The sequence below is a fragment of the Streptomyces sp. NBC_01446 genome (genome assembly GCF_026340095.1).
In the GTDB taxonomy this organism is placed as follows: Bacteria; Actinomycetota; Actinomycetes; order Streptomycetales; family Streptomycetaceae; genus Streptomyces; species Streptomyces aureus.
Window position 1 is genome coordinate 7,932,521 of the sequence record NZ_JAPEPO010000001.1, and the last position, 24,701, is coordinate 7,957,221.

Annotated in this window: 26 protein-coding genes; 13 read left to right on the plus strand and 13 right to left on the minus strand. The window is 70.7% G+C overall.

Going from position 1 to position 24,701, the window contains the following annotated elements:
* The first annotated feature begins 34 nt into the window (after nt 1-34).
* From OG456_RS35835 to OG456_RS35855, 5 genes are all read left to right on the plus strand, one after another.
* On the plus strand, nt 35-1,372 hold the full coding sequence (locus tag OG456_RS35835) for an MFS transporter (protein WP_266568410.1): 1,338 nt from the start codon (nt 35-37) through the stop codon (nt 1,370-1,372).
* Nucleotides 1,369-2,523: a GAF domain-containing protein gene (locus OG456_RS35840; protein WP_266568412.1), complete on the plus strand. Its 1,155-nt coding sequence runs from the start codon at nt 1,369-1,371 to the stop codon at nt 2,521-2,523. Before OG456_RS35835 ends, OG456_RS35840 begins: the two co-directional genes overlap by 4 nt.
* A gap of 16 nt (nt 2,524-2,539) precedes the next feature.
* Nucleotides 2,540-3,442: a polysaccharide deacetylase gene (locus OG456_RS35845; RefSeq protein ID WP_266568414.1), complete on the plus strand. Its 903-nt coding sequence runs from the start codon at nt 2,540-2,542 to the stop codon at nt 3,440-3,442.
* A gap of 89 nt (nt 3,443-3,531) precedes the next feature.
* Nucleotides 3,532-4,221: an alpha/beta fold hydrolase gene (locus tag OG456_RS35850; protein WP_266568416.1), complete on the plus strand. Its 690-nt coding sequence runs from the start codon at nt 3,532-3,534 to the stop codon at nt 4,219-4,221.
* 130 nt (nt 4,222-4,351) lie between these two features.
* Nucleotides 4,352-4,996 carry a GPP34 family phosphoprotein gene (locus OG456_RS35855; protein WP_266568418.1) on the plus strand — a complete coding sequence of 215 codons (645 nt, stop codon included), beginning with the start codon at nt 4,352-4,354 and terminating at the stop codon, nt 4,994-4,996.
* Nucleotides 4,997-5,239: 243 nt separating this feature from the next.
* On the opposite strand, the gene OG456_RS35860 is transcribed toward OG456_RS35855, so the two are convergent.
* A complete protein-coding gene (locus tag OG456_RS35860) occupies nt 5,240-6,313 on the minus strand; it encodes an NAD(P)/FAD-dependent oxidoreductase (protein ID WP_266568420.1) in 1,074 nt (357 codons plus the stop codon).
* Nucleotides 6,314-6,457: 144 nt separating this feature from the next.
* Here OG456_RS35860 and OG456_RS35865 point away from each other — a divergent pair, with 144 nt between their 5' ends.
* Complete coding sequence (locus OG456_RS35865; protein ID WP_266568422.1) at nt 6,458-7,051, plus strand: helix-turn-helix domain-containing protein; 594 nt, start codon at nt 6,458-6,460, stop codon at nt 7,049-7,051.
* Between the two features lie 4 nt (nt 7,052-7,055).
* Here the strand turns inward: OG456_RS35865 and OG456_RS35870 are convergent, their stop codons facing one another.
* Nucleotides 7,056-7,589, minus strand: coding sequence for a GNAT family N-acetyltransferase (locus tag OG456_RS35870; RefSeq protein ID WP_266568424.1), 534 nt, complete (start codon nt 7,587-7,589; stop codon nt 7,056-7,058).
* Between the two features lie 188 nt (nt 7,590-7,777).
* Here OG456_RS35870 and OG456_RS35875 point away from each other — a divergent pair, with 188 nt between their 5' ends.
* Together OG456_RS35875 and hemC are read left to right on the plus strand one after the other, a co-directional pair.
* Nucleotides 7,778-8,533, plus strand: coding sequence for a hypothetical protein (locus OG456_RS35875; protein ID WP_266568426.1), 756 nt, complete (start codon nt 7,778-7,780; stop codon nt 8,531-8,533).
* A 45-nt stretch (nt 8,534-8,578) separates the two neighbouring features.
* Nucleotides 8,579-9,514, plus strand: coding sequence for a hydroxymethylbilane synthase (gene hemC / locus OG456_RS35880; RefSeq protein WP_266568428.1), 936 nt, complete (start codon nt 8,579-8,581; stop codon nt 9,512-9,514).
* 132 nt (nt 9,515-9,646) lie between these two features.
* Here hemC and OG456_RS35885 read toward each other — a convergent pair whose 3' ends face one another.
* Nucleotides 9,647-10,798 (minus strand): serine hydrolase, encoded by a 1,152-nt coding sequence (locus OG456_RS35885; protein WP_266568430.1) that lies wholly within the window; start codon nt 10,796-10,798, stop codon nt 9,647-9,649.
* A gap of 108 nt (nt 10,799-10,906) precedes the next feature.
* Between OG456_RS35885 and OG456_RS35890 the strand changes: the two genes are divergently transcribed.
* Both OG456_RS35890 and OG456_RS35895 read left to right on the plus strand, forming a co-directional pair.
* The gene (locus OG456_RS35890; RefSeq protein WP_266568432.1) at nt 10,907-12,106 is read left to right on the plus strand and encodes an MFS transporter; all 1,200 of its coding nucleotides are present in this window, start codon (nt 10,907-10,909) and stop codon (nt 12,104-12,106) included.
* 137 nt (nt 12,107-12,243) lie between these two features.
* On the plus strand, nt 12,244-13,032 hold the full coding sequence (locus OG456_RS35895; RefSeq protein WP_266568434.1) for a hypothetical protein: 789 nt from the start codon (nt 12,244-12,246) through the stop codon (nt 13,030-13,032).
* Nucleotides 13,033-13,055: 23 nt separating this feature from the next.
* Here the strand turns inward: OG456_RS35895 and OG456_RS35900 are convergent, their stop codons facing one another.
* From OG456_RS35900 to OG456_RS35930, 7 genes are all read right to left on the minus strand, one after another.
* Nucleotides 13,056-13,532 carry a (2Fe-2S)-binding protein gene (locus tag OG456_RS35900; protein ID WP_266568436.1) on the minus strand — a complete coding sequence of 159 codons (477 nt, stop codon included), beginning with the start codon at nt 13,530-13,532 and terminating at the stop codon, nt 13,056-13,058.
* Between the two features lie 11 nt (nt 13,533-13,543).
* A complete protein-coding gene (locus tag OG456_RS35905) occupies nt 13,544-15,892 on the minus strand; it encodes a molybdopterin cofactor-binding domain-containing protein (protein WP_266568438.1) in 2,349 nt (782 codons plus the stop codon).
* Nucleotides 15,893-16,081: 189 nt separating this feature from the next.
* The gene (locus OG456_RS35910) at nt 16,082-17,395 is read right to left on the minus strand and encodes an aldehyde dehydrogenase family protein (RefSeq protein ID WP_266568440.1); all 1,314 of its coding nucleotides are present in this window, start codon (nt 17,393-17,395) and stop codon (nt 16,082-16,084) included.
* A gap of 98 nt (nt 17,396-17,493) precedes the next feature.
* The gene (locus tag OG456_RS35915) at nt 17,494-17,883 is read right to left on the minus strand and encodes a hypothetical protein (protein ID WP_266568442.1); all 390 of its coding nucleotides are present in this window, start codon (nt 17,881-17,883) and stop codon (nt 17,494-17,496) included.
* 173 nt (nt 17,884-18,056) lie between these two features.
* Entirely contained in the window at nt 18,057-19,376 is a 1,320-nt protein-coding gene (locus OG456_RS35920; RefSeq protein ID WP_266568444.1) for a transposase, read from the minus strand.
* A gap of 150 nt (nt 19,377-19,526) precedes the next feature.
* Nucleotides 19,527-19,658 (minus strand): TetR/AcrR family transcriptional regulator, encoded by a 132-nt coding sequence (locus OG456_RS35925; RefSeq protein ID WP_266568446.1) that lies wholly within the window; start codon nt 19,656-19,658, stop codon nt 19,527-19,529.
* A gap of 2 nt (nt 19,659-19,660) precedes the next feature.
* Nucleotides 19,661-20,356, minus strand: a complete 696-nt coding sequence (locus OG456_RS35930) for a type 1 glutamine amidotransferase domain-containing protein (protein ID WP_266568448.1) — start codon at nt 20,354-20,356, stop codon at nt 19,661-19,663.
* 149 nt (nt 20,357-20,505) lie between these two features.
* Between OG456_RS35930 and OG456_RS35935 the strand changes: the two genes are divergently transcribed.
* Nucleotides 20,506-21,465 (plus strand): LysR family transcriptional regulator, encoded by a 960-nt coding sequence (locus tag OG456_RS35935; protein WP_266568450.1) that lies wholly within the window; start codon nt 20,506-20,508, stop codon nt 21,463-21,465.
* A gap of 30 nt (nt 21,466-21,495) precedes the next feature.
* Here OG456_RS35935 and OG456_RS35940 read toward each other — a convergent pair whose 3' ends face one another.
* Entirely contained in the window at nt 21,496-21,888 is a 393-nt protein-coding gene (locus tag OG456_RS35940) for a nuclear transport factor 2 family protein (protein ID WP_266568452.1), read from the minus strand.
* A 71-nt stretch (nt 21,889-21,959) separates the two neighbouring features.
* Between OG456_RS35940 and OG456_RS35945 the strand changes: the two genes are divergently transcribed.
* Nucleotides 21,960-22,529 carry a PadR family transcriptional regulator gene (locus OG456_RS35945; protein WP_266568454.1) on the plus strand — a complete coding sequence of 190 codons (570 nt, stop codon included), beginning with the start codon at nt 21,960-21,962 and terminating at the stop codon, nt 22,527-22,529.
* 22 nt (nt 22,530-22,551) lie between these two features.
* Here the strand turns inward: OG456_RS35945 and OG456_RS35950 are convergent, their stop codons facing one another.
* The gene (locus OG456_RS35950) at nt 22,552-23,151 is read right to left on the minus strand and encodes a uridine kinase (RefSeq protein WP_266568456.1); all 600 of its coding nucleotides are present in this window, start codon (nt 23,149-23,151) and stop codon (nt 22,552-22,554) included.
* A 46-nt stretch (nt 23,152-23,197) separates the two neighbouring features.
* Entirely contained in the window at nt 23,198-23,827 is a 630-nt protein-coding gene (locus OG456_RS35955) for a hypothetical protein (protein ID WP_266568458.1), read from the minus strand.
* Nucleotides 23,828-24,189: 362 nt separating this feature from the next.
* Between OG456_RS35955 and OG456_RS35960 the strand changes: the two genes are divergently transcribed.
* A complete protein-coding gene (locus OG456_RS35960) occupies nt 24,190-24,699 on the plus strand; it encodes a YceI family protein (RefSeq protein ID WP_266568460.1) in 510 nt (169 codons plus the stop codon).
* The last annotated feature ends 2 nt before the right edge of the window (nt 24,700-24,701 follow it).

The window sequence follows — 24,701 nt, forward strand, 5'->3', positions numbered from 1 at the left end:
ACGTACCCGAAGTCTGCCGAATCGAGGGTCCGCCATGTCGCAGGTCAACCCCGTACACAGCACAGATGAAAGAACCGGGGCCGACGCGGGGCCCGCCCCCGCAGCCCGGCCCACACGCACCCGCTGGAAAGTCTTCGTCCTTCTCCTGGCCGTCGTGTCCCTCAACTACATCGACCGCGGATCCGTCTCCGTGGCGCTGCCCCTCATCACCGAGGACCTCCACCTCTCCAAGGAGGTCACCGGCTTCGTCCTCAGCGCGTTCTTCTGGACGTACGCCCTGATGCAGATCCCCAGCGGCTGGCTCATCGACCGCTTCGGGCCCCGCTACATGGCCGGTGGCGCCTGCATCGGCTGGGGCGTCGCGACGGGACTCACCGGCGCGGCCACCGGCGTCGGCTCCCTCCTCGGGTTCCGCCTGCTCCTGGGCGCGGTAGAGGCCCCCGTCATGCCCGCCGGCGGCAAACTCAACGCCAACTGGCTGCCCGCGAAGGAACGCGGCCGCGGCGCCGTGCTCATGGACGGCGGCGCACCGCTCGGCTCCGCACTCGGCGGCATCGCCATCTCCGGACTCATCGCCTGGACCGGCAGCTGGCGCATCAGCTTCGTCGTCGCCGGCGTCCTCACCGCGGCCATCGGCTTCTTCGCCCTGTGGTTCCTGCGCGACACCCCGCGCGCCCATCGCCGCGTCAACGCGGCGGAGGCCGACTACATCGACCGCGCCCACGCCGCCGAGGACGCCGCCGCCGGCACCGACCGCCGCGCCCGTCTCGGCGCCTACCTCAAGTACCGCTCGTTCTGGGGCATGTGCCTGGGCTGGATGGGCTTCAACGGCGTCTTCTACGGCATCCTCACCTGGGGCCCGCTCTACCTCTCGGAGACCAAGGGCTTCGACATCAAGACCATCGGCTGGTCCACCCTCGCCATCTTCGGCGCGGGCTTCGTGGGCGAGCTGACCGGCGGCTGGATCTCCGACCGCTGGCAGGCCACCGGCGCGGGAGCCAACCGCGTGATGCGCACCCTGATGGGCATCGCGGGCGTCGCCGTCGTCGCCGGGCTCCTCGGCGTCGTCCTCGTCCCCGACGCCCTGACCGCGGTCGCGCTGCTCTCCGTCGTGCTCTTCTTCCTGCGCTGGGCCGGCCTCTACTGGTCCCTGCCCTCGATCCTCGGCGGCCGGGCCAACGCGGGCGTCGTCGGCGCCGCCATGAACCTCTCCGGCAACATCGCCGGAATCGTGACGCCCATCGCCGTCGGATTCATCGTCGGCGGTACCGGCTCCTACACCTGGGCCCTGCTCTACTTCGTCGGCGCCGGCGTCCTGTTCACCGTCTCGTCCCTCGTCATCGACTACTCCAGGAGGCTCGCCACCCGATGACCAGTCACACACCTCCCCGCCTCGGGATGCTCACACCCTCGTCCAACACCGCCCTGGAGCCGGAGACCTACGCCCTCCTGCACGGCACGAACGCCGCGACCGCCCACTTCGCCCGCGTCCCCGTCACCCGAATCGCCCTGGACGGGGACAGCGACGCCCAGTTCGACCCCGGCCCGATGCTGGCCGCGGCCCGGCAGCTCGCCGACGCCAAGGTCGACGTCATCGCGTGGAACGGCACCTCGGGTTCCTGGCTCGGCATCGAACGCGACCGCGCACTCGCCGCCGCGATCACCGCCGAGACCGGCATCCCCGCCACCACCTCCACGCTCGCCCTCCTCGACGCCTGCGCCGCGTACGGCGTCACCCGGCTCGGACTCGCACTGCCCTACACCCAGGACGTGTGCGAGCGGATCGTCGACACGTACGCGAAGGAGGGGATCACCTGCTCCCTCGCGGAGCCGTTCGGCGAGGACGACAACGAGGCCTTCGCCCGGATCCCCGCCGCCCACGTCGCCCGCCAGATCGAGCAGGCCGCCGAGGACGACACGCACGCGGTGGCCGTCCTCTGCACGAACGTGCACGGCGCCTCGGAGGCCGAACGCCTCGAACAGGCCCTGCGCATACCGGTGTTGGACTCGGTCACCGTCACCCTCTGGAAGGCCCTCGACCTCGCGGGCGCCGCGCCCCGCCTCACCGGCCACGGCGACCTGCTCTGCTCGGGCAGCCTGCGAGCCCTGATCCAGGACACGCTCACCGGCCTCCTCGCCGCGACCGGCGCCGACCGCACCACGTTCCGCGTCGACCTGCCCGACCTCGGCCTGCACGTCGACCTCACCGCCGGAGAGGCGCTGCGCCCCGGCGTCCGCCCCATCCGCCGCGACGCCTCGCTCGACCAGCGCAACCTGAACACCGTCGTATGGCTCGAACAGCACCGGAGGCCCCTGATTCAGCCCCACTTCCAGGCGGACCCCCACCCACCGCAGGCCCTCATCGACGTCTACGGAGTGCAGGCCCAGATGCTCGCCCCCGTGGAGACCGGCGGAGCCATGACCGGCTGGATCTCCGTCCACAGCATGGCCGAACGCGACTGGACGCCCACCGACACCGCCGCGCTCGACGACGCCGTCGCCCGTATCCGTACCGCCCTGTGAGCTAGGAGCCGCCCCCATGAAGGACATCAAGATCGCCCTCGGAGTCGACGTCGACGCCGTCGCCGGCTGGCTCGGCAGTTACGGCGGCGAGGACTCCCCGAACGACATCCAGCGCGGCGTCTTCGCCGGCGAGATCGGCACCCCGCGCCTGCTCAAGCTGTTCGAGCGCCATGGCATCCGCACGTCGTGGTTCATCCCCGGCCACTCGATCGAGACGTTCCCCGAGCAGACCCGCATGGTCGTCGAGGCGGGCCACGAGATCGGGGCGCACGGCTACAGCCACGAGAACCCCATCGCGATGTCCCCCCAGCAGGAGGAGGACGTCCTCGCGAAGTCCGTCGAACTGATCGAGCAGTTCACCGGCCGCAGGCCCAAGGGCTACGTCGCCCCCTGGTGGGAGATGTCCGAGTCCACCGCCGCACTGCTCCACAAGTACGGCTTCTCCTACGACCACTCCCAGAACTACCGGGACTTCACCCCCTTCTACGCCCGCGTGGGCGACTCCTGGACGAAGATCGACTACTCCGGTCAGGCGAAGGACTGGATGAAGCCCCTCATCCACGGTCACGAGGTCGACCTCGTCGAGTTCTGCGGCAACTGGTACGTGGACGACCTCCCGCCCATGATGTTCAACAAGCACTCCCACAACAGCCACGGCTATGTGTCCCCGCGCGCGCTCGAACAGGACTGGAAGGACCAGTTCGACTGGGTCCACCGCGAGCTCGACTACGCGGTCGTCCCGGTGACCCTGCACCCGGACGTCTCGGGCCGCCCCCAGGTGCTGCTGATGCTGGAACGCTTCATCGACTACGTCTCGGCCCACGAGGGAGTCTCCTTCTGCACCCTGGAGGACGCGGCCGACGACTTCCGCCGCCGCTTCCCGTTCGAGTCCAAGGAGAGGCCCGTCGACATGCGGTGAGTTCCGCGGGGAACGACAGTCAGAGAGAGGACAGTCGTTACGGCGACGGTCCCACAGACGACGGACGGTCCCATCGTGGAGGGTGCGCCATGACCACGTACGTGTTGATCCCCGGAGCCGGCGGCTCGGCCTGGTACTGGCACGCAGTCAGTGACGAACTGAGCCGCCGGGGGCGCGACGTCGTCTCCGTGGACCTCCCGGGGGACGATCCCCGGGCGGGTCTTCCGGAGTACGTGGACACGGTCGTCAACGCGGTCGGTGACCGGACCGACCTGGTGGTCGTGGGGCAGTCCCTCGGCGGGTTCACCGCGCCGCTGGTCTGCCCCCGCCTGCCCGTGTCGCTCCTCGTACTGGTCAACGGGATGATCCCGCGGCCCGGCGAGACACCGGGGGAGTGGTGGGCCAACACCGGCCAGGAGGCGGCCCGCCGCGCGAACGACGCGCGCGAGGGCCGCGACCCCGACGCGGAGACCGACCTGGAGACGTACTTCCTGCACGACCTGTCGCAGGCTCAGATCGACGCGTCGGCGGAGCACAACCAGGACGAGTCCGAGGCGGCCTTCGCCACACCGTTCACCCTCGACGTGTGGCCGGCGGTGGAAACCCGGGTGGTGGCCGGCCGCGACGACCGCTTCTTCCCCGCCGACTTCCAGCGCCGGGTGGCGGAGGACCGGCTCGGCATCATTCCGGACGAGGTACCGGGCGGGCATCTGGCGGCGCTGAGTCACCCGATGGAGCTAGTCGACCAGCTGGAGGCCTACGTCAAGGAGAGCGCCTGACGTCCGCCGGCGACCCCGGTGGCGTGACTCATCCGTCAGGACGAGCGCCCGGCCCACTCATCCGTCGTGCCCGGCGCCGTTCCACCCGCCGGGGATCACTTCCGGTCGTCATCGTCGTAGCGTCGAGGTCATGACGCAGACCCTGTACGGCCGGATCTACCTCACGGCCTACGACACCCCCGCCCACGACCTCTACGACCGTACGAGGACCGGGTTCCTGCTGCGGGCCGCCGTCCTGGCCGAGCTGGCGATCCGGGGGAACCTCGTCGCCTCCCACGGCGATGTGTCCGTCGCGGAGCCGGGACCGACCGGCGATCCGGTCCTCGACCTGACGCTCGACCACGTCGCGCGCGACCGGCGCGGCTGGAAGTCCTGGATCAGGCACGACCGCAAGGAGACACTGCTCGCGGTCGAGGACCGGCTCGTCGCCCAGGGAGTGCTTGCCGTCGAGGAGAAGAGGTCCTTCGGCCGGTCCCGGCGCGAGGTGACGGTGCGGGACGCGTCCGCCGTCACCTCGCTCCAGGCAACGGCGACCGGGCTCCTGCACGGCACCGAGCCCGCCACGCTGATCGCGCCCGCCGACGCCGCGCTGGTAGCCCTGGCCGCCGCCGGCGGCATCCGGTCGGTCGTCTCCCGCGCGGACGCCCACGCCCGCAAGGAACGCATCGAGAAACTGACCGGACGCCTCGACGCCGTGGCCCCCGGCCTGGGCAAGGCGATCGGCGGCCTCGGCATGACGATGGTGGCGGCGCAGGGTGGGCTGGGCGGCGGCTGACCCGGTCACGCCGGGCGGCCCACGGAGCGGGGCGCGTCGTACTCGGCGACGACAACCCCCTGCAGACCCGCTCGCTCCTGAGCGATGAGTACCGGCTCCTCGCGCGCGACCTCGGCTTCGCGCACTCGCGCTCAAGGCCCCCGACCGGGCCGCCGCCGAGGCCGGGTTAGTGGACGACGGGACGCGCGCCGCACTACGCCGACGTGCGGCTCAAGTCGTACGGCCAGAGGAGGCCTCCCCGCGTCACAGGCCGTGACGCCGGCTGCCGAGAACCCGCTCGGACACCCGGCGTTCGGCCTCCGGGGAGAAGTCGGAGAAGCCGGAGACGTCTGACACATCGGAGAAGTCGGCGCGCCGCGCTTCTACGGCGTCCCGGGTCTCCTCCGCCATCAGGTCCGCGTTGATGGCCGCGGCCGCACGCAGTCCCGCGGCGGCCGAGCCGATGACCTGCTCGGTGAGCTCGGTGACGTTGCCCGCCGCCCACACGCCCGGTACGGCAGTGCGACCGGTGGGGTCGGCGGGGACGCGCGTGCCGATCACCATGCCGTTCATCTCCTGCGCGGACGCTTCGAGCCCCAAGGAGCCGAGGAAGCCGGCGCGCGCGGTGAACCGGGGCGCGACCACCAGCGCGTGGACCGGCACGAGCGTCCCGCGCTCCAGGCGCGCCCCCGCCAGCCGGCCGTTCTCGCTCTCCAGCGCGCTCACCGTGCCGTCGACCACGCTGATGCCGCGGGCGGCGAGCTGCTCGTACTCCTCGTCGCCGGGCTCGGGCGCCGTGTGCAGGAAGAGGGTGACGCTCTTGGTCCACTGCCGCCACATCAGGGCCTGGTGCACCGCGGCCGGTCCCGTCCCGAGGACGCCGACCGCCTGGTCGCGGACTTCCCAGCCGTGGCAGTACGGGCAGTGCAGGACGTCCGAGCCCCACAGTGCGGCAAGGCCGGGCACCTCCGGCAGCTCGTCCACCAGGCCCGTCGTGACCAGGAGGCGGGCGGCCCGCACCTCGCCGCCGTCGTCGAGCACGACCCGGAATCCGTCGCCGTCGCGCTCGGCCGTGGCGACGCGGCCCGTCACGATCTCCCCGCCGTACCGGCGCACCTCCCCGCGGCCGGTGGCCAGTAGCTCGCCGGGGGGTGTGCCCTCGCGGCCCAGGTAGTTGTGCACGCCGTCGGCCGGGGCGTTGCGCGGCTCACCCGCGTCGATCACGAGGACCGAGCGGCGCGCCCGCCCCAGGGTCAGCGCCCCGCTCAGCCCGGCGGCTCCACCGCCGATCACCACGACGTCGTAGCGCTGCTCGTCCTGCGAAGGGTGAACACTCATCGTCGGCTCCATCCGTTGCCTCGTCTGCCGGCTGACCTGCTCGCTCAGGTGATCACTCATGGGGATCGCCTCCATTCGCCACCGAGACTGCGCCGACCCCGTCCCGATTGACAAAGTTCTTTGCCGTAAGAGCAAAATCGAGGCATGAGCGACGACGAGTTCACCCCGGTCCTGGCCGGCGTGGGGCCGCGGCTGCGCGCCCTGCGGCACGAGCGCGGGACGACCCTGGCCCAGCTGAGCGAGGAGACCGGGATCTCACTGAGCACCCTCTCGCGCCTGGAGTCCGGGCAGCGCAAGCCCACGCTGGAACTGCTGCTGCCGCTGGCCAAGGCCCACCACGTGGCGCTCGACGAGCTGGTCGGCGCCCCCGACACGGGCGACCCCCGCATCCACCCGCGCCCCATCACCCGCCACGGCCACACCTTCATCCCGCTGACCCGGCACCTCGGCGGCCTGCACGCCTACAAACAGATCATGCCGGTGCGCGAACTCGGCGAGGGCGTGCGGCCCGAACAGAAGACGCACGAGGGCTACGAGTGGCTCTACGTGCTCACCGGCCGCCTGCATCTGGCCCTCGGCGAGCACGACCTCGTCCTGACGGCCGGCGAGGCCGCCGAATTCGACACGCGCACCCCGCACGGCTTCGCCAACGCCGGTACGTACCCCGTCGAGTTCCTCTCCCTGTTCGGCCCCCAGGGCGAACGGCTCCACGTGCGGGCACGGCCGAGCGAGGGATGAGTTCCTACGCGGGCTTCGCGTCGTCGGCGCCGAACCGGGCGTAATACACCAACACGGGGCGCAGACCGCGGCGTTCGTAGAGGCGCTGCGCCCCGGTGTTCGCGGCCAGTGTGCCGATGATCAGGTCGGCGACGCCCATGCGGTCCAGTTCGGCGTCGACCAGGTCGAGCAGGAGCGTGCCGATGCCATGGCCGCGCTCGGCCGGAAGGACGGACAGCGTCTGGAGCTCGGCGATGCGGTCGCCGGTCACCCAGGTGTCGTCGGGACCCTCCTCGATCTGTACGAAGGCGTAGCCGACAGGCTGCCCGTCCCGTTCGGCGAGCAGGACGAACGAGCCCTCGTCGAGGATCCAGCGCCGGTAGCACTCGCGGCGCAGCTCCCAGGAACTCCCGTCGGGGAAATAGGTGAACCCGGGCTGCACGGACTGGTGATGGGCGTGCAGCGCGAGCCACAGGGGCGCGAGGCGGTCGATGAACTCGGCCCCTGCCTTGCGGACCGTGATGTCGCCGTCGGTGTGCCGGGCCTGGCTCGTATCCACGGACTTCTCGCCTCTCGTGTGCCGGTGCGGGGCGTGCGGGCCCGCCCCTTCGATGTGAGCGGTTACTACCCGTCAAATCGCCGCCGCCATAGTAAAAGGCAGAAACATTCCGAGCCCTCTTGCGAGTGCATAGCAAACGCTTACATGCTGTCGCGCAGCCCGCACACCACCGAGTCCGAGGAGAGACGATGAAGCCGCAACGTCTGGCCACAGCCGCCGGAGCCGCCGTACTGCTCACGTTGGGTGCGGCGGGCGAGAGTTGGGCCTCGACGCCCACCGTCCGCTGGACGACGGGCGCACCGACGCCCGTCACCGAACTGACCCTGCCGATGTCGTTCGAGTCGGCACCCGACGCGTCCGGCATCTACTTCGCGTACTACACCACCCTGGAGAGCGGGACCCGGCCGTACGCGGGCTTCCAGCCCAAGCCGGCCGTCAACGGAAAGCCCACTCTCCAGGCCATCTTCAGCTCCTTCAACGCCAACGCCACCACCACGGACAGCCACTGCACGTATGGCGCCGACGGAGGAGCCGGCGTCAGCTGCGCCGTCCAATTCCCCTACACGAAGGGCACGATGTACGCCGTCGAGCTCTCGCGGGTGAGCGACGACGGTACGACGCAGCTGATGAACGGTGAGGTCGTCGACACCGAGACCGGCGCCGATGTCGCACACATCGGCAGCTTCAGGCTCCCGGTCGCGTCCGGCCGGTTCAAGGCCGCCGACCAGGGGTTCATCGAGCCGTATCTGACGGCGGGCTGCTCGCAGCAGGTCACCGTCACCTACGGCAAGCCCGTAGGGAAGGAGGGGGGCAACACGTACACGGGAAGCCTCCCGACCGTCACCGACCCCGCGTCCGGGAGCTGCCTGAGCAGCACGTCGACCGACACAGCGGCCGGGCGCCAGGTCACGGTGACGGGTGACAAGTTCACGCCCGCCGGCTGAACACGTCACGCGGGCGGGGCGGACATGACCCCCTATCCTGGGGCCATGTCCGCCCCTGAACTGATCCGTATCGTCTCCCGCGACTCGCCCATGGCGCTGGCCCAGGTGGAGCGCGTACGCGCCGAACTGGCCGCCCTGCACCCGGAGATCCGCACGACGGTCGTCCCCGTCAAGACGACCGGTGACAAGTGGATGGGCGACCTGTCCCTGGTCGAGGGGAAGGGGGCGTTCACCAAGGAGGTCGACGCCGCGCTGCTCGCCGGTGAGGCCGACCTCGCGGTGCACTGCGTCAAGGACGTGCCCGCCGACCGGCCCCTGCCCGCGGGAACGGTGTTCGCCGCGTTCCTCAAGCGGGACGACATCAGGGACGCCCTCATCCACCCGGACGGCCTGACGCTTGATCAACTCCCCTCCGGCACACGGATCGGCACCTCCTCCGTGCGCCGCATCGCCCAGATCGCCGCCGCGTACCCGCACCTCGAGTGCGTGCCGATGCGCGGCAACGCGAACCGGCGCCTGGAGAAGCTCGCGGCGGGCGACGCCGACGCGCTCCTCCTTGCCGCCGCCGGCCTCGAACGCATCGGTCGTACGGATGTGATCACGGAGATCCTGTCGGCCGAGGTCATGTGCCCGCCGATCGGCGCCGGGATCCTGGCTCTGCAGTGCCGTGAGGGCGACACCGATCTGATCGACACGATCTCGGGGCTCGGTGACCCCGACGCCCATCGCGAGGCGAGTGCGGAGCGCATGTTCCTCCACGTGCTCCAGGGGCACTGCAACAGCCCCATCGCAGGGTTCGCCAGGGCGGAGCGCAGCGGTGATCTGTCGCTGCGGGCCTGTGTGTTCACCCCCGACGGGAAGACCGTGCTCAACGCGCACGAGTGGGCCGGCCCTCTCGACCCCGCCACCCTCGGCACCTCGGTCGCCGTGGCCCTGCTGCGCCAGGGAGCGCGTGAGCTGATCGACTCGATCGGGCATTGAACACCCGGCCCGTCACCGCGAGGCGAGCCACTCGCCGTACCACGCGAGGGGGCGGTATCCAGGGTCCAAGGTCTCGCCGAGCGGTGTGGGGTGCGCGTGTCGAAGGTCGTCTCGTAGGCGGGCGTCCGACGGTCAGGCGGTCTCGGCGGCCGTGTACCGCCAGAAGTCGCGCATCAGCGCAGGCGGGGTCGGACCGGTCATTTCCACCTGCGTGAGCAGGATGCCGACCGCGCCCGTGGACGGGACGAGGTGCGCCGCGGTCCCGGTGCCGCCGACCCAGCCGTAGCGGCCCCTGACGTTCCAGGAATCGTTGGGTGCCACGTCGACCGAGCCGCCGAAGCCCCAGCCCTGGCCCTCCGTGAACAGGCCGCTGGCTTCGCGCTGGGCGGCCGTCAGGTGATCCGTCGTCATCTGCCGTACCGCGTCGGACGACAGGAGCCGCCGGCCGCCCGCGACCCCCTCCGCGAGCAGCATCCTGGCGAAGGCGTACCAGTCGTCGGCGGTCGAGACGAGCCCGCCCGCGGCGGACGGGAACTCGGGCAGGCTGCTCCACTGTCCGTCCGGCGTGTCCGCCGGTTCGAGGCCGCCCTCCGCGCGCGGGCGGTAGGACGTGGTGAACCGGTCCAGCTTGCCGGCCGGTACCTCGAATCCGGTGTCGGTCATCCCGAGCGGTTCGAAGACGCGCTCGGCGAGGAAGTCCGGCAGCGCGCTCCCCGACACACGGGAGATCAGCACCCCCTGGATGTCGGAACACGTGTTGTACAGCCACGCCTCACCCGGCTGGTTGAGCAGCGGGATACGGGCGAGACGCGCCATCCACTCGTCGGGCGCCGGGACGTGCTGGGGGGAGAGGCCGTGTTTCTGGAGGCCGAAAAGGGACTGGACCGCCGGCAGCGAGAAGTCGGACGGGAAGCCCCATCCCGCGCGGAACGTCAGCAGATCGGCCACCGTGATCGGCCGGGCCGCGGGGACCACGTCGTCGACGGGAGCGTCCGGTGTGCGGACCACGACCGGTTTCGCGATCTCGGGAAGCCACCGGTCGACCGGGTCGTCCAGCGCGATCCGTCCCTCGTCGACCAGCATCATCACCGCGGCGGCCGTGATGGGCTTGGTGATCGAGGCGATCCGGAAGATCGAGTCCCGGGTCATCGGGGAGCCGCCATCGAGGGCGGTCGAGCCGGCGGTCTCCACCTCGACCCGGTCATCACGGGCCACCAGCGCCACCGCCCCCGGCAGCGAGCCGTCACGGACGTGCGGCGCGAAAATGTCCTGCAAGCTGGTCATCGGTCCACCTTCTTGAGTGTGGTGTCGAAGGGGAGACTCCCCACGCGGCGCGGAATCATCGGCCGGGGCGCCGCCGACGCACCCGAAAGACGGCGGGGAGGAGGCCGGATGACCCAAGAGGCGACAGCGATGAGGCCCTGGCGGTTCGTGGTCTGGTTCGGCGTGGTCAGCCTCCTCGCCGACTTCGTCTACGAGGGCGCCCGCTCGGTGACCGGCCCGCTCCTCGCCTCGCTCGGCGCATCCGCGGCCGTCGTCGGCGCGGTGACGGGAGCGGGCGAGGCGGCGGCGCTCCTGCTGCGCCTCGGCTCGGGACCGCTGGCCGACCGCAGCGGCCGGTTCTGGGGGTGGGCGATCGCCGGTTACGCGCTGACCGTCGCCAGCGTCCCTCCGCTCGGCTCGACCGGAGTGCTGTGGGCGGCCTGCGCGCTCGTCATCGCCGAGCGGGTCGGCAAGGCGGTGCGCTCACCCGCCAAGGACACGCTGCTCTCGCACGCGGCGGCGGCCACCGGGCTCGGCAAGGGGTTCGCGGTGCACGAGGCACTGGACCAGGTGGGCGCGTTGCTCGGCCCGCTGACGGTGGCGGGGATGCTGGCTCTGACGGGCGACGACTACGGGCCCACGCTCGCGGTCCTCGCGGTGCCCGGCGTCGCCGTACTCGCCCTGCTCGTATGGCTGCGGCGCCAGGTTCCCGACCCGGCGGCCTACGAACGCGCGGTCGCACCCAAGAGCGAGAAGTTGCATCCCGGCGCCCGACTGCCGCGCGACTTCTGGGTGTACGCGTCCTTCACCGCCGCGACGATGACCGGCTTCGCGACGTTCGGTGTGCTCTCCTTCCATCTCGTCGCGCGCGGGCTCGTCCCGACCGCCGCCGTCCCCCTGCTCTACGCGGCCGCGATGGCCGTCGACGCGCTGGCGGCACTGGCGACCGGGTGGCTGTACGACCGGGTCGGGGCACGCGTGCTGATCGTCCTGCCGGTCCTCTCGGCGGCCGTGCCCGCGCTCGCGTTCACCGACTCCCTCGCGCCGGTCGTGCTCGGCGCCCTGGTGTGGGGCGCGGCGACCGGTGTGCAGGAGTCCACCCTGCGTGCGGTCGTGGCCGCTCTTGTCGCGCCGGGCCGCAGGGCGACGGCGTACGGTGTCTTCGCCGCGGTCGTGGGTGTGGCCGCGTTCGCCGGAGGAGCGCTGACCGGGGTGCTCTACGACATCTCGATCCCTGTGCTGATCGCGGTGGTGGCCGCGATCCAGGCCGCGGCCGTACTCCTGCTGGCCGTCACCGGCTTCCGAAGTCACAGGGTCCGCCACAGGTGACAGGCCGGACAACACGCCTGTGATGTACGTCAGTTGAGTCTGAACGCCGGTCGTGGACCTCCGATCCGCGACGCGCGAGGTCCCGATTCGGCCGCACGTCTCGGCGGGCGGAGGGAGTTGCGCATAGGCTTCGCGCCATGCTGCGCCTCGTCGATGCCTGTTCGGGCCTTCCCGTCGCTCCGGTGATGCACCGGAGCGTGGTGCGCATCGGCGTGCCGGTGGCCCTTCCCGAGGGCGGCGAGGGGCTTTCCGACGTGCGGGCGATGCTCGTCGCCGACGTCCTGACCCGCGTACTGGAACTGTCGGGAACCATCGCGTACACGGGGCTGATCTGCCCGGACGGGACCGACGAGCGACGCGCGGCGCTCCAGGTGCGGGCCGCCGAACTCGGCATGCACCCGGCCGCCGCCCACGGCGACGAGCGGGGCGTGGTGGGTGAGCTGGGCGGGCCGTTCGCCGTCCGTCTGAGCCGGAGCGAGGAAGCACCGGACGAGGCGGACGGGGACGTCATCCGGCTCGGTGTCGCCGACGCCCACGCCGCTGACGGTGTCGCGGACAGGGCCGACGACCCCCTGGCCCTGCGCCTCACCCTGATGACCGAGCCGCGCACCGAGACGCTGAGCCTGGATCCCGCGTCGGTGTCCGTCGCCCATCACACGCTGCTGCGCTGGCGCCACGCAGTGGCCACCTGGGCGGACAGCCCTTCGCGGCCCATGCCGGGACCTGCCCGCGACAGCATTCGCGACTGCCTGGAGGACGACCTCGACCTGCCCGGGGTGCTGCGCACGCTGCACCGCCTGGAGCACTCGGGGGACGCCCCGGCCGGAGCGCTCTTCGAGACCTTCGCGTACGTGGACCGGGTACTCGGCCTGGACCTCGTACGCGACGTCGGCAGGGGACCCGCGCCGCCGCGGCCGCTGAAGTAGCCGGCCGCCGGCGTTGCGGTTCCTCACATGTTCTTGGCGCCCGCCCTGATCGCCTCGCGGATGCGGGTGTACGTGCCGCAGCGGCAGATGTTGCGGATCTCGTCGAGGTCCGCGTCGGTGATGTCGCGGCCGTCCTCGGCAGCACGCCGGACCTTGGCGACCGCTGTCATGATCTGGCCCGGCTGGCAGTACCCGCACTGCGCGACGTCGAGGTCGAGCCAGGCCTCCTGCATCGGGTGGAGGTCCTTGCCCACGGTGGCGGGCAGCCCTTCGATGGTGGTGACCTCGTCGTCGGGGGCGATCTTCGACACCGGCACCGAACACGGGTTGAACGCCTTGCCGTTGATGTGCGACGTACAGGCCTGGCACACGCCGAGGCCGCAGCCGTACTTGGGTCCCGTGACGCCGAGCAGGTCGCGCAGAACCCACAGCAGCCGTACGTCGTCCTCGGCCTCGACCGTAATCTGCTCGCCGTTGAGCTTGAAGGTGTGACTGGGCATGGCGGGGCTCCTCAGAAAGCGCGGTCGAGACCGTCGGTGGGGGACTGGGGTGTGGACGGTTCGAGCGGCAGCGGGTCGAAGGAGAGGGTGGCGTGGTTGATCGGGAAGCTCGTCGGCAGCGTGCCCGTGGCACGGGCGTAGGCGCAGGCGATGGCCGCGAACGCGGGCGCGACACCCAGCTCGCCGGCCCCTGACGGCTTGTCACCGGTGGACGGCATGACGATGACCCGAAGGTGGGGCGGAGTGTTCCACTGCCGCGTGTAGAAGTACTCGTCCCAGCTGCCCTCCAGCGGGATGCCGTCCTTGATGTGCAGGCTGGAGGTGAGCGCCATGGCGAGCGCGTCGTTCATCCCGCCCATCATCTGGGCTTCAAGACCGCGGGGGTTGATGGCGAACCCGGCGTCAACGACCATCAGGGCGCGGGTCACGCGCGGGCCGGTGACACCGTCCCTGACCTTGCGGTTCACCGTCTCGGGCCGGCAGTCGATCTCGACGAGTGAGGCGACCGCGCCGCGGTACTCCGTGTGCAGCGCGATCCCCTGCGCGACACCGGCGGGCAGCGCCCTGCCCCACTCCCCGGCCTCAGCCGCCTTGTCCAGGACGGCGCGCAGGCGCTCCTCCTTGAGGAACTCGCGGCGGAACGCGACGGGGTCCTTGCGCATCTTCGCGGCCAGTTGGTCGACGACGAGTTCGCGCGCACACGCCACATTGGGCGAGTAGATGTTGCGCATGCTGCCGGTGTTGAACTTCAGCGGCACCTCGTTGAGGAGCTGCGTGGTGACACCGAAGTTGTACGGCGTGGACTGGGTCAGCTGGAAGATGGTCTCGGCGAACGTGAGGTTGCCGGCCACGGGCAGCTTCGCCGCCGTCGACGTGATCATCTCTCCGAGCCCGTGCCCGAAGTCGGTCTGCGAACTGGTGTGGCGCTGCTCGTAGCTGACGACGTTGCCGAGCGCGTAGGTGGCGCGCACCCGCGAGACGCACATCGGATGGGTCCTGCCCTGCCGGAAGTTGTCGGTCCGCGACCACGACAGCTTGACCGGCTTGCCCATCTTCTGCGAGATCTCGGCGGCCTCGGCGGCCACGTCGTGGAAGAGGTGCCGCCCGAACGAGCCGCCGCCCTCCACCACATGGACCGTGACGGCCGTCTGCGGCAGCCCGAGCCGGTCGGCGATGTCGCGCTGCGCCACGATGGGGACCTTGAGGCTCGCCCAGATCTCGGCGCGGTCCGAGCGCACGTCGGCTATCGCGTTGTCCGGCTCCAGCGGGCTGTTGCTGGCGAACGCGAAGCTGAACTCGGCGTCGATCTTCTTCGTGAGGAGCGGCGGCACGACCATGGGCAGCGCCGCGGCTCTGAGCTTGGCGAGGACGGTGTCGTCCGACTCCTTGTCCACGGTGCCGGGGCCCCAGGTCACTTCGAGCGCGCGCAGTGCGTCGATGCACTGGCCGAACGTCTCGCCGCGTACCGCGACACCGTGCTCGACGGTGGCGACATCGGTGATGCCCGGCATGTTCCTGACGGCGTCGGCGTTCGCGACCGAGACCACCGTGCCGTTGACCGTGGGCGGCCTGCGCACCATCGTCGGCTTGGCGTCGGACACGTGAAGGTCCATGCCGAACTTCTTGCGTCCGGTCACGATGTCCCGTGCGTCGATACGGTTCTGCGGTGTGCCCAGGATCGTGAAGTCGGACGCGGACTTGAGGTGGGCGGAGGCGGTGACGGTCCGCGCGCTGGCGGCGGCCTCGGCGAGCGAGCCGTACGTCGCGCTCTTCGCGGCTCCGTGCGTGATCACGCCGTCCCGCGTGGTCAGTTCGGACTCCGGTACGCCCCACTGCTGCGCGGCCGTGGCGACGAGCCGCTGTCTGGCGACGGCCGCGGCCGAGCGCACCGGGAGGTAGATGCTGCGCATCGAGTTGGAGCCGCCGGTCAGCTGGTTCATCAGGAGTTCCGGGCGGGCGTCGGCCAGGGACACCCGTACCTTCGCCAGCGGGAGATCCATCTCCTCGGCGATCATCATGGCGACCGCCGTCGTCATGCCCTGGCCCACCTCGGCGCGCGGGACCGCGAACGACGCCGTCCCGTCCGCGTGCACCTGGACGGAGATGAGACCGGACGTGGGCGCCGCCGCCAGGGTCTGCATGTCACCGAGGTCGAAGAGCTCCTCCGGCTGCGGCAGCGAAGGCACCGCGGCCTCGGCGGACTCGCCGCCCACGGCGTCCAGGCCGAGGCGCGCGCCGACGGCGAGCGTGGGAGCGGCGAGCAGGTACGCGAGGACCCTGCGCCGTCCGGGACCGCCGGGACTTCCAGGTTGTGCGGCTTCTTCTACGGGCTCGCGTGGCGAACGGCTCTGTTCTGCCATGGGGGTGCCTCCCGGCGCACGGATTGAGTTGATCAACCGGGGAGCCTAGGGCGCGGGAGGCGGGCGGGGCACACGGTGCGGGCAAACTCCACATGACTGCCACACACTGGCGTATGCGAGGCAGTTGAGACTCACGGCTCGCGGCTGCGAGAGGGTGGGCCGCCGGGACCCGCCCCCGCCCGGCAGGACTCAGCCCAGCGGTACGTCGAGCCGGGCCTTGCGGTGGCTGAACGTCGCGATGGAGTGCGGGCCGTGGTAGTTGCCGAGACCGCTCTCGCCGACTCCGCCGAACGGCAGCTCGGGGACGCGGAGGTGGGCCATCGGCATCCCGAATCCGATGCCGCCGGAGGACGTCTCGTCGGCGAGACGGCGCCGGGTGTCCTCGCTCTCGGTGAAGCCGTAGAGGGCGAGCGGCTTGTCGCGGTCGTTGATGAACTCGATGGCCTCGTCGAGCCCGGCGACCTCGACGATGGGCAGGACGGGACCGAAGATCTCCTCGCGCATGACCGGCTCGTCGGGCTTCACGCCGGTGAGGACGGTCGGCGCGATGTAGGTGTCGTCGCGGTCGGTCTGCCCGCCGAAGGCCGTCGTCCCGGAGTCGAGCAGTGCCAACACCCGGTCGAAGTGCCGCTCGTTGACGATGCGGCCGTACGCGTCCGAGGTCTGCGGGTCGGTGCCGAACATCCCCTCGACCGCCTTGGCGAGCGCGGCGGCGAGCGCGGGGGCGGTCTCCGGGTCGGTCAGCACATAGTCGGGGGCGACACATGTCTGCCCGGCGTTACGGAACTTGGCACCCGCGAGGCGCTCGGCGACACGGTTCAGATTGACGTCGCGGTCCACGAACGTCGGTGACTTTCCGCCCAGTTCGAGGGTGACCGGGGTGAGGTACTCGGCGGCGGCCCGCATGACGATGCGGCCGACCATGCCGTTGCCGGTGTAGAAGATGTGGTCCCAGCGCTGGGCGAGCAGCTCGGTGGTCTCCGGGATGCCGCCCTCGACGACGGCGACGGCCTCCTTGTCGAGGTACTCGGGCACCAGTCGGGCGATCAGCGCGGACGTCGCCGGGGTGACCTCGCTCGGCTTGAGGACGACGGTGTTGCCGGCCGCGAGCGCGCCCACGAGCGGCACGAGCAGCAACTGCACCGGGTAGTTCCAGGGCGCGATGATGAGGACGGTGCCGAGCGGGTCGTACTGCGTTCCGGCGGCCGAACCGTCGGGCAGTCCCGCGAGGGCGCCGGACGCCACGGGCCGGGGGCGAAGCCACTCGTCGAGATGGTTCAGGGTGTGGTCGATCTCCCTTACGGGGAAGTCGATTTCGGTGGCGAAGGCGTCGGCGCGCGGCTTGTGCAGATCGGCGTACAGGGCGTCCGCGATGTCACCGCGGTGCTCGGTGAACATGGCGCGCAGGCGGGTGAGCTGCTCCTTGCGCCAGGCGAGCGGCTTGGTGCGGCCACTGGCGAAGGTGGCGTGGAGGCGGGCGACGAGGTCTTCGATGTCGGTCACGAGGGGGCTCCTGCGAGGGGGTGCCCGGCGGGTGTCGAGCGGGAGGTCAGGGGCGGGGAGAGCGCGGCGGTGGCCTGCGGTCGGCACAGTGTGGCCAGTCAGGCGGGGTGCGTCGCGGATCCGGACGTCGCCCCGCCGCGCGTTGTCACCCGCGAGGTGCACTCAGATACGGGTCTGGTGAGGAGCCCTGCGAGCAGCGCGTCCGTGGCCGGGGTGAACAACTGCGGCGCGTCGGACACCGACTCCAGGCCGACCACCAGGGCGATGCAGATGTCCGCGGCCTCGGCGGGTTCCACGGCGGCGGGGGTGCCCGCCTCCGTGAACAGGTCGGTCAGCAGCCGGCGCAGATCCGCGGTGAACGTGTGGAAGGTGTCGCCGAACAACCGGGCCTTGGCATCGAGCAGCTCGGCGGAGTGCGGCGAGTCCCCAGCGAGGCGAAGCACCAGGTCGAGCTTGGCGGCCAGGACACCCCGGACGCGCTCGGCCACGGGGGTGTCCTCGGCGGCGGCCGCCCGCCGGGCCCGCTCCAGCGCCTGCGTGTGCAGACGCCCCGCGAGCCGGCGGAAGGCGTCGTCCTGCGTCCTTGACGTCCACGTCCTTGTTGCGTACGTACTGTTGAAGTGCTCTCCTCCCTTCGCAAGCTCAGGAAGGAGATTCCCACCTACCTTGCGGTGGCGGGCTTGGCGCCACGGGTGCGCCTGACGACTGCCCTTCCGGCAGCCGGGATCGCCACGAGGCCGATCCTGTACAGGTGCAAGATGTTCCGTGCTGCGTTCCAGTCGGCGTTGCCGGACCAGCCGCAGTCTGGGTTCTTGCACACGAACGTGGCCTGGCCCTCCCGGCTGCCCGCTGTGGTCAACCCACAGGCTGAACAACGCAGGGAGGTGCCAGGGGCGGGGACCTTGACGAGGGTGCCGCCGTGGCGGCCGGTCTTGTACGTCAGCATGGTCACGGTGCGGCCCCATGCCTCCTGGCTGATGGACCGGTTCAGGCCGGACTTCTGCGCGACGTTGACTCCGGGGTTCTCGCAAGTGCCCTTGGCCGACTTGACCATGTTCGTGATGGTGAGTTGTTCGACCACGACCGTGCCGTAGGTGCGGGCGAGGTTCGTTGTGGTCTTGTGCTGCCAGTCAATGACTCGGCGCGTGGCTTTTGCGCGGAGCTGCTTGATCTGGTCGTAGGTGTGGTTCAGCCGGTTGGAGATGCGCTCCTTCGGCTTGCGGAAGGACTTGCGGTGCGCGGCCCGTTGTTCGAGGCGGAGCAGCTTGGCCTTTTCATCCGGGTTCAGCCACTTGTCCCGGTCGGCGGTGCCATCCGGGAGCCGGGCGAGCCGTCCGTGATCCTGATGGTTGCCATCGGACAGGGCAAGGGGAAGGTTGACCCCGGCGTCGATGCCGATCTCAGGGCCCGTGTGCGGCTCAGGCTTAGATTCCAGAGTCAGGACGCGGAAGGCGATATGCCATCCGAGTCCATCTTTGACCAACCGCGCCCCGGTGATCCGGTTCTCCCTGTTGGCGAGCTTGCCGACCGGGAGATCCTTGGTCCAGCGGAACCGGACACGTCCGACCTTGGGGATGTTGACCATGCCCCAACGGCGGTGCACACGGGTGATCTGGAGATCGCGGCCCTGCGGGATGTCGACGGACATGACGGTGCGCAAACGGGCCTTGAAGTTCGGCTCGTCCGCCCGCCGGTCCCAGCAGTTCTTCCACGCCTGGACGTATGTTTTCAGCACCGCCTGCCCGGCCTGGGCGGGGAGCACGGCGAGCCAGTCGATCTCCCTGCGGGCCTGGCGGATCGCCGCATCGGCGGCGGCCAGGGAACGCTTGTCCTTGGGGAGCATCGTCCACCAGTCGTGCAGGCAGTTCCACATGGTGCGGGCCGCGTGCGCCTGGTCGTCGATGAGCCGGGCCTGTGCAGGCGTCAGCGCCAGCCGGGCACGATGCCCGAACTGCCGCTTCTCCCAGACAAGTTCGTTCATCACGATCACTCTACTGCGGTTGGCCTATCCCACCCCGATGGAACCCTAATCCTGATATGCGCACCGGGTGCCACGTCGTTTACAACCTGCACGTCCGCAGTTCTGAGATGGCCTCCGCCCCCGCCCTGAAGGGCAGAGCACTGGCCAAGATCAGAGGTGGCCCGCGGACCGGGACACGCCCATCGTGGAAGCGATGTCGTCCATCGTGGTGCGCCGAACGCCGTACCTGGTCAGGCAGTCGTAGGCGGCGTCGAGGACCTCGTCGAGCCGGTCGGCGCCCATCGTCAGGCCAGCTTCTTGAGGAGCTCGGCCGCCAGCGGGGCGGAGGAGGACGGGTTCTGGCCGGTGACCAGGTTGCGGTCGACGACGGTCTTCGGGGCCCACGGCTCGCCCTCCTGGAAGTCCACGCCCGCGTTGACGAGGCGGTCCTGGAGCAGCCACTTCGCCTTGTCGGCGAAGCCGGCCTGGGTCTCCTCGGTGTTGGTGAAGCCGGTCACCTTGTACCCGGCGAAGGCGTTGGTGCCGTCACTCTTGATCGCGGCGAGCATGGCGGCCGGGGCGTGGCAGACGATGCCAAGCGGCTTGCCCGTCTCCAGGGCGAGGGTGAGGAGCCTGCCCGAGTCGGCGTCGGCGGAGAGGTCCTCCATGGGGCCGTGGCCGCCGGGGTAGAAGACCGCCGCGTAGTCGTCGAGGTTCACGTCCTCCAGCTTGACCGGGTGCTGGAGTTCGGCGAAGGAGGCGAGGGCCGCCGCCACCTGGTCCGCGCCCGCCTGGCCGCCGTTGAACTCGGGTGCGAGGGAGCCCTTGTCCACGGTCGGGACGACGCCGCCGGGCGTGGCCACGACGATGTCGTGGCCCGCGGCCTTGAGGGCCTCGTACGGGGCGACGGCCTCCTCGGCCCAGAAGCCGGTGGGGTGCAGGGTGCCGTCGGCCAGCGTCCAGTGGGTGGCGCCGGTGACTACGAAAAGGATCTTCGACATGGTGAGTGCTCCGAGGGTGCGGGCCCGCGGGCCCGGAGGACGGGTTCGGATCGCGGAACCTCTGATGCTCTGTGCCCAGATCGTCAGTGTGTGGCGATGGCACCGACCGTAGGGCGGGTCTCCCATAGGAATCCAATAGGGTGGCCAATATGAGAAATAGGGATTCGAATGGGTCTCCGGGAATAGGCCGGACGGCGCACCCGGGCCCGCTGGACCTGAATCTGCTGCGCACCTTCCTGGCGGTGTACCGGTCGGGTTCCTTCACCGCGGCCGCGCGACTGCTCGGCCTGTCGCAGCCGACCGTCACCACACAGATCCGCGCGCTGGAGCGGCAGCTGGACCGCGAACTCTTCGAGCGGCTGCCGCGCGGCGTCGCTCCCGCCCCCTTCGCGGACGAGCTCGCGTCCCGCGTGGTCGACCCGCTCGACGCACTCTCGGCCGTCGCCGGACAGGGCGGCCCCGGCACGGACGCCGCGGCCGAGCCTGTCCATCTGGCGGGACCGGCCGAGATGCTGTGCCACTGCGTCCTGCCGGCGCTGGCGCCCCTGATCGAGAAGGGGGTGCGGCTGCGCGTCACCACCGGACTGACCGACCCGCTCCTGGAGGAGCTGCGCACCGGCCGGCACGACCTCGTCATCGCCACCGCCCGGCCCCGCGGCCGCAACCTGACGTCGGTGCCTCTCGCGGACGAGGAGTTCGTCCTGGTCGCCGCCCCGACCTGGGCGGACCGTATCGGCGGCCCGAATCGGATCGCCGCCGACGGACCGGGGATGCTGCACACCGTCCCGCTCATCACGTACGCGGAGGAACTCCCGATCGTCCGCCGGTACTGGCATCACGTCTTCGGCAGGCGCCTGACCTGCAAGGCCGCCGTCACCGTGCCCGACCTGCGCGGTGTCGTGTCCGCCGTGGCGGCCGGGGCCGGATTCAGCGTGCTGCCCCGCTATCTGTGCCGCGAGCTGCTCGCGGCGGGTGCGCTCATCCTCCTCCACGACCCGGAGGACCCGCCGATCAACACCGGTTACGTCGTCCAGCGCCCCGGAACGCCTGACAACCCGCACATCGCCCTCGTCCGTGACCAGCTCCTGGAGGCCGGCCGGGGCTGGTAGCCCTGGCCGGCCTCCACGCCGTGGCGGCGGCTACGCGCCCGCGGCCTCCTGCCGGATGCGCTCGAACTGCGCCCCCATGGCCTCGGAGAGTGCCTCGGCGCCGGACAGCGGGCGGACCATGACCGTGAAGTCGTCGATGAGCCCGTCCTCGTCGAGGTGGATGAAGTCGCAGCCGTTGACCTCGCGGTCGCCGACGCGGGCGACGAAGACCAGGGCGTGGTCGCGGCCGTCGGCGCTGTTGATCTCCCGTACGTAGCGGAAGTCCTCGAAGACCCGCATGACGCCCCGCAGGATCGCGGCGGTGATCGCCTTGCCCGGGTACGGGTGGAAGGCGACCGGGCTGGTGAACACGACGTTCTCGGCGAGGAGCGCCTCGACGGCGTCGGGGTCGTTCGCTCCCACGGCCTTGCGGAATGCCTGCATGCGCGCGCTCCATAGTCAATTTGTTGAATAGGTGCGGCCGAGATTAATCGTGCCGGTGTTAGCGTGTCCAGATGTCTCTGAAGCACGCGGTCCTCGCGGCTCTCCTGGAGGGCGAGGCGTCGGGGTACGACCTGGCCAAGGTGTTCGACGTGGCGGTGGCCAACTTCTGGTCCGCGACCCCGCAGCAGCTCTACCGTGAACTGGAGCGCCTCGCCGGGGACGGCCTGGTCGAGGCGCGGGTCGTGCCGCAGGAACGCAGGCCGAACAAGCGGATGTTCACGCTCACCGACGCGGGACGCGCCGCCCTGGACGACTTCGCCCTCGCCCCGCCGAGGCCCACCGCCATCCGCGACGAACTCATGGTCAAGATCCAGGCCTCGGACGGCGCGGACCCCGACGCCGTGCGCGCGCTGGTCGAGGAGCGCATGGGGTGGGCGCGCGGCAAACTGGCCCGCTACGAACGCCTTCGGGAGCGGCTCCTCGACGGGCGCGACGAGGACACTTACCTGCGCGACGCCGAACGCATCGGCCCGTACCTGACGTTGATGCGCGGCCGCTCCTTCGAGGAGGAGAACATCCGGTGGGGCGAGCGCGTCCTGGACATCCTGGCGCGGCGCACCTCACACGCCGGCCGGTCCTGAACTCCCGTACGGACGTAGGTGGCTACCGCAGGCGCATGTAGGTGTGCGCCGGATCGTCGGGCGCGGTGTGCGGGTCGCCGTCGACCACCACGTCGGCCCGCTCCCGTGTCCCGTCCTGGGCGAAGTGCTCGTCCTCCGCGGCCATCCACGTACGCCACAGCGGCAGCGCGTCCTCACCGTCGCGGGTAAGGCCTCTGCGCAGCCGCACCGCGCGTCCCGTCTCGACCCACACGGCGCAGGCGAGACGGTCGGCGACGGCCCGGCGTGCCGTCGACACACCTTCGAGGACGAGGGTGTGGCCGACGGGAACGTCATGCCACTCGGCGAGTTCGCGCCGAACCCAGTCGTAGCGCTGGAACCGGCCGGCCACCCCACTTCCCAGCGGCTGGAGAACCTGCTCCTCGAGGCGGGGCCACCAGCCCAACGGGTCGTCCCACGAGGCGAAGTCGTCCGTGTGCACGATCCGCGCGCTGCCGAGTGCCCCGGCCAGGCGCTCGGCGAACGTGCTCTTGCCCGCCCCCGACGGGCCGTCCACGGCGACGAGCCTGACCGGTCCGCACCGCGGCGCCGCCGCCCTGATGCGGGACGCCAGTGCGGTGTATGTCTCAGGGGCGGGTTCCATGAGGGCGCACAATAGCGGTGGTTGTGCGGTGCCGGGTCCGGATATCTCAGGCGTTCGCAGGAGCGTCCTTCTTGTCGGTGCCCTCAGTGGTGGCCGCCGCGGCCGGAAGAGCGGTGTAGAACACGGACTTGTTCTGCTTGGTGCGCTCGGCCTGGCCCCGGGCGACGAGGGACTCGAGGGTGTTGCGTACGACCGTGCCACCGGCATTGCGCTCCGGGTGGGACTCGGCGAGCGTCGTCGTGACCTCGGCTGCCGAACGCGGCTCGGTGCTCGTGGTGATGAGGTTCAGGACCAGTTCCCGCAGAGTGGGGGAGCCGGGGGTGCGGGGCTGTGCGGCGGTGGGTGCCTTCTTCGCGGCGGGCTTCTTGCCGGCCTCCTTCTTCGCGCGCTGCTTGGGTGCCGCGCTCTCGCCCTTCGGCTTGCGTGCCTTGGGGAGTTCGACGGGAGACTCCGCCTTCGGTGCGACCGGCGCCTCCTCGGCCACCGGGGCCGCGCCCGGTCCTGTGAGTGCGTCGCGCATCCCCGCCAGGAGGGTGCGGTCGTGGTCCAGCGTCTGGAGCTGCTCCTGAAGTGCGGCCAACTCGGCGGTGACGCGTTCCTGTTCCTTGGCGTTGCGCTCGAGGTCGGCCTCCACCTGGGCGGAGTACTGGGACTTGAGCGTGTTGCTGTCCGACATGACTGCCCGCTTCCTATGGCTGTGGGGCTGTGTGTTGGTGCCGAAGGGTACTCACACCACACACACTTGTGCACGGTCCTTCGGCGCATTGCCCCTGCGCAGTGTCGGTGGGGTGGCACCATGCAGGGCCGTGCGGGGCGCTGTGGGCACCATGGGAACGGCGTGTGGAACACCCTTACGTGGGGTGCCGGTTGGGTGCGTCGGGTGGACGTGACGGCCGTGTCGACGACGTCGGCGGTGACATTTGTACCGGCCGGGCGACGACATCTCGCTCTGCCGGGTCCCATCCGCCACCTGACATGCTGAGGTCCGCCGCCGCGGAGGCGGCGTCGAGACCGGCGGAGGTCATGGTGGCATCGCGAGTGGGAGAACAGCCTGTGCCGGAGAGCGGCACGTACGAGATCGATCCGGTGGCATCGAGCGTGAGCTTCCGTATGCGCACGGTCTTCGGGCTGTTCCCGGTGCGGGGGAGCTTCCGGATCACGCGGGGACGGATCGACGTGGCCGGACCTGTCGAGAAGTCCACGGTGGACGTGAGGATCGGAGCGGACACGTTCGAGTCGGGTGTGGCGCGCCGCGACGAACACGTCCGGTCGGCCGACTACCTCGACGTGGCCACCCATCCCGAGTTCGCGTTCCGTGGTGACGGCGTCGTGGTCGGTTCCGACGGGACGGTCCTGACGGGGGAGTTGACCGTCCTCGGTGTCAGCCGGCCGGTCGACGTCACCGTCGAGAGCGTGACGGTCGAGGGCCGTGGTCTGACGGTCGTGGCGTCGACCGTCGTGGACCGCTACGCGTTCGGTGTGACCGCCGCGAAGGGCATGACCGGCCGTCGGCTGACCGTGCGCCTGGACATCAGGGCGACGCGTTGACC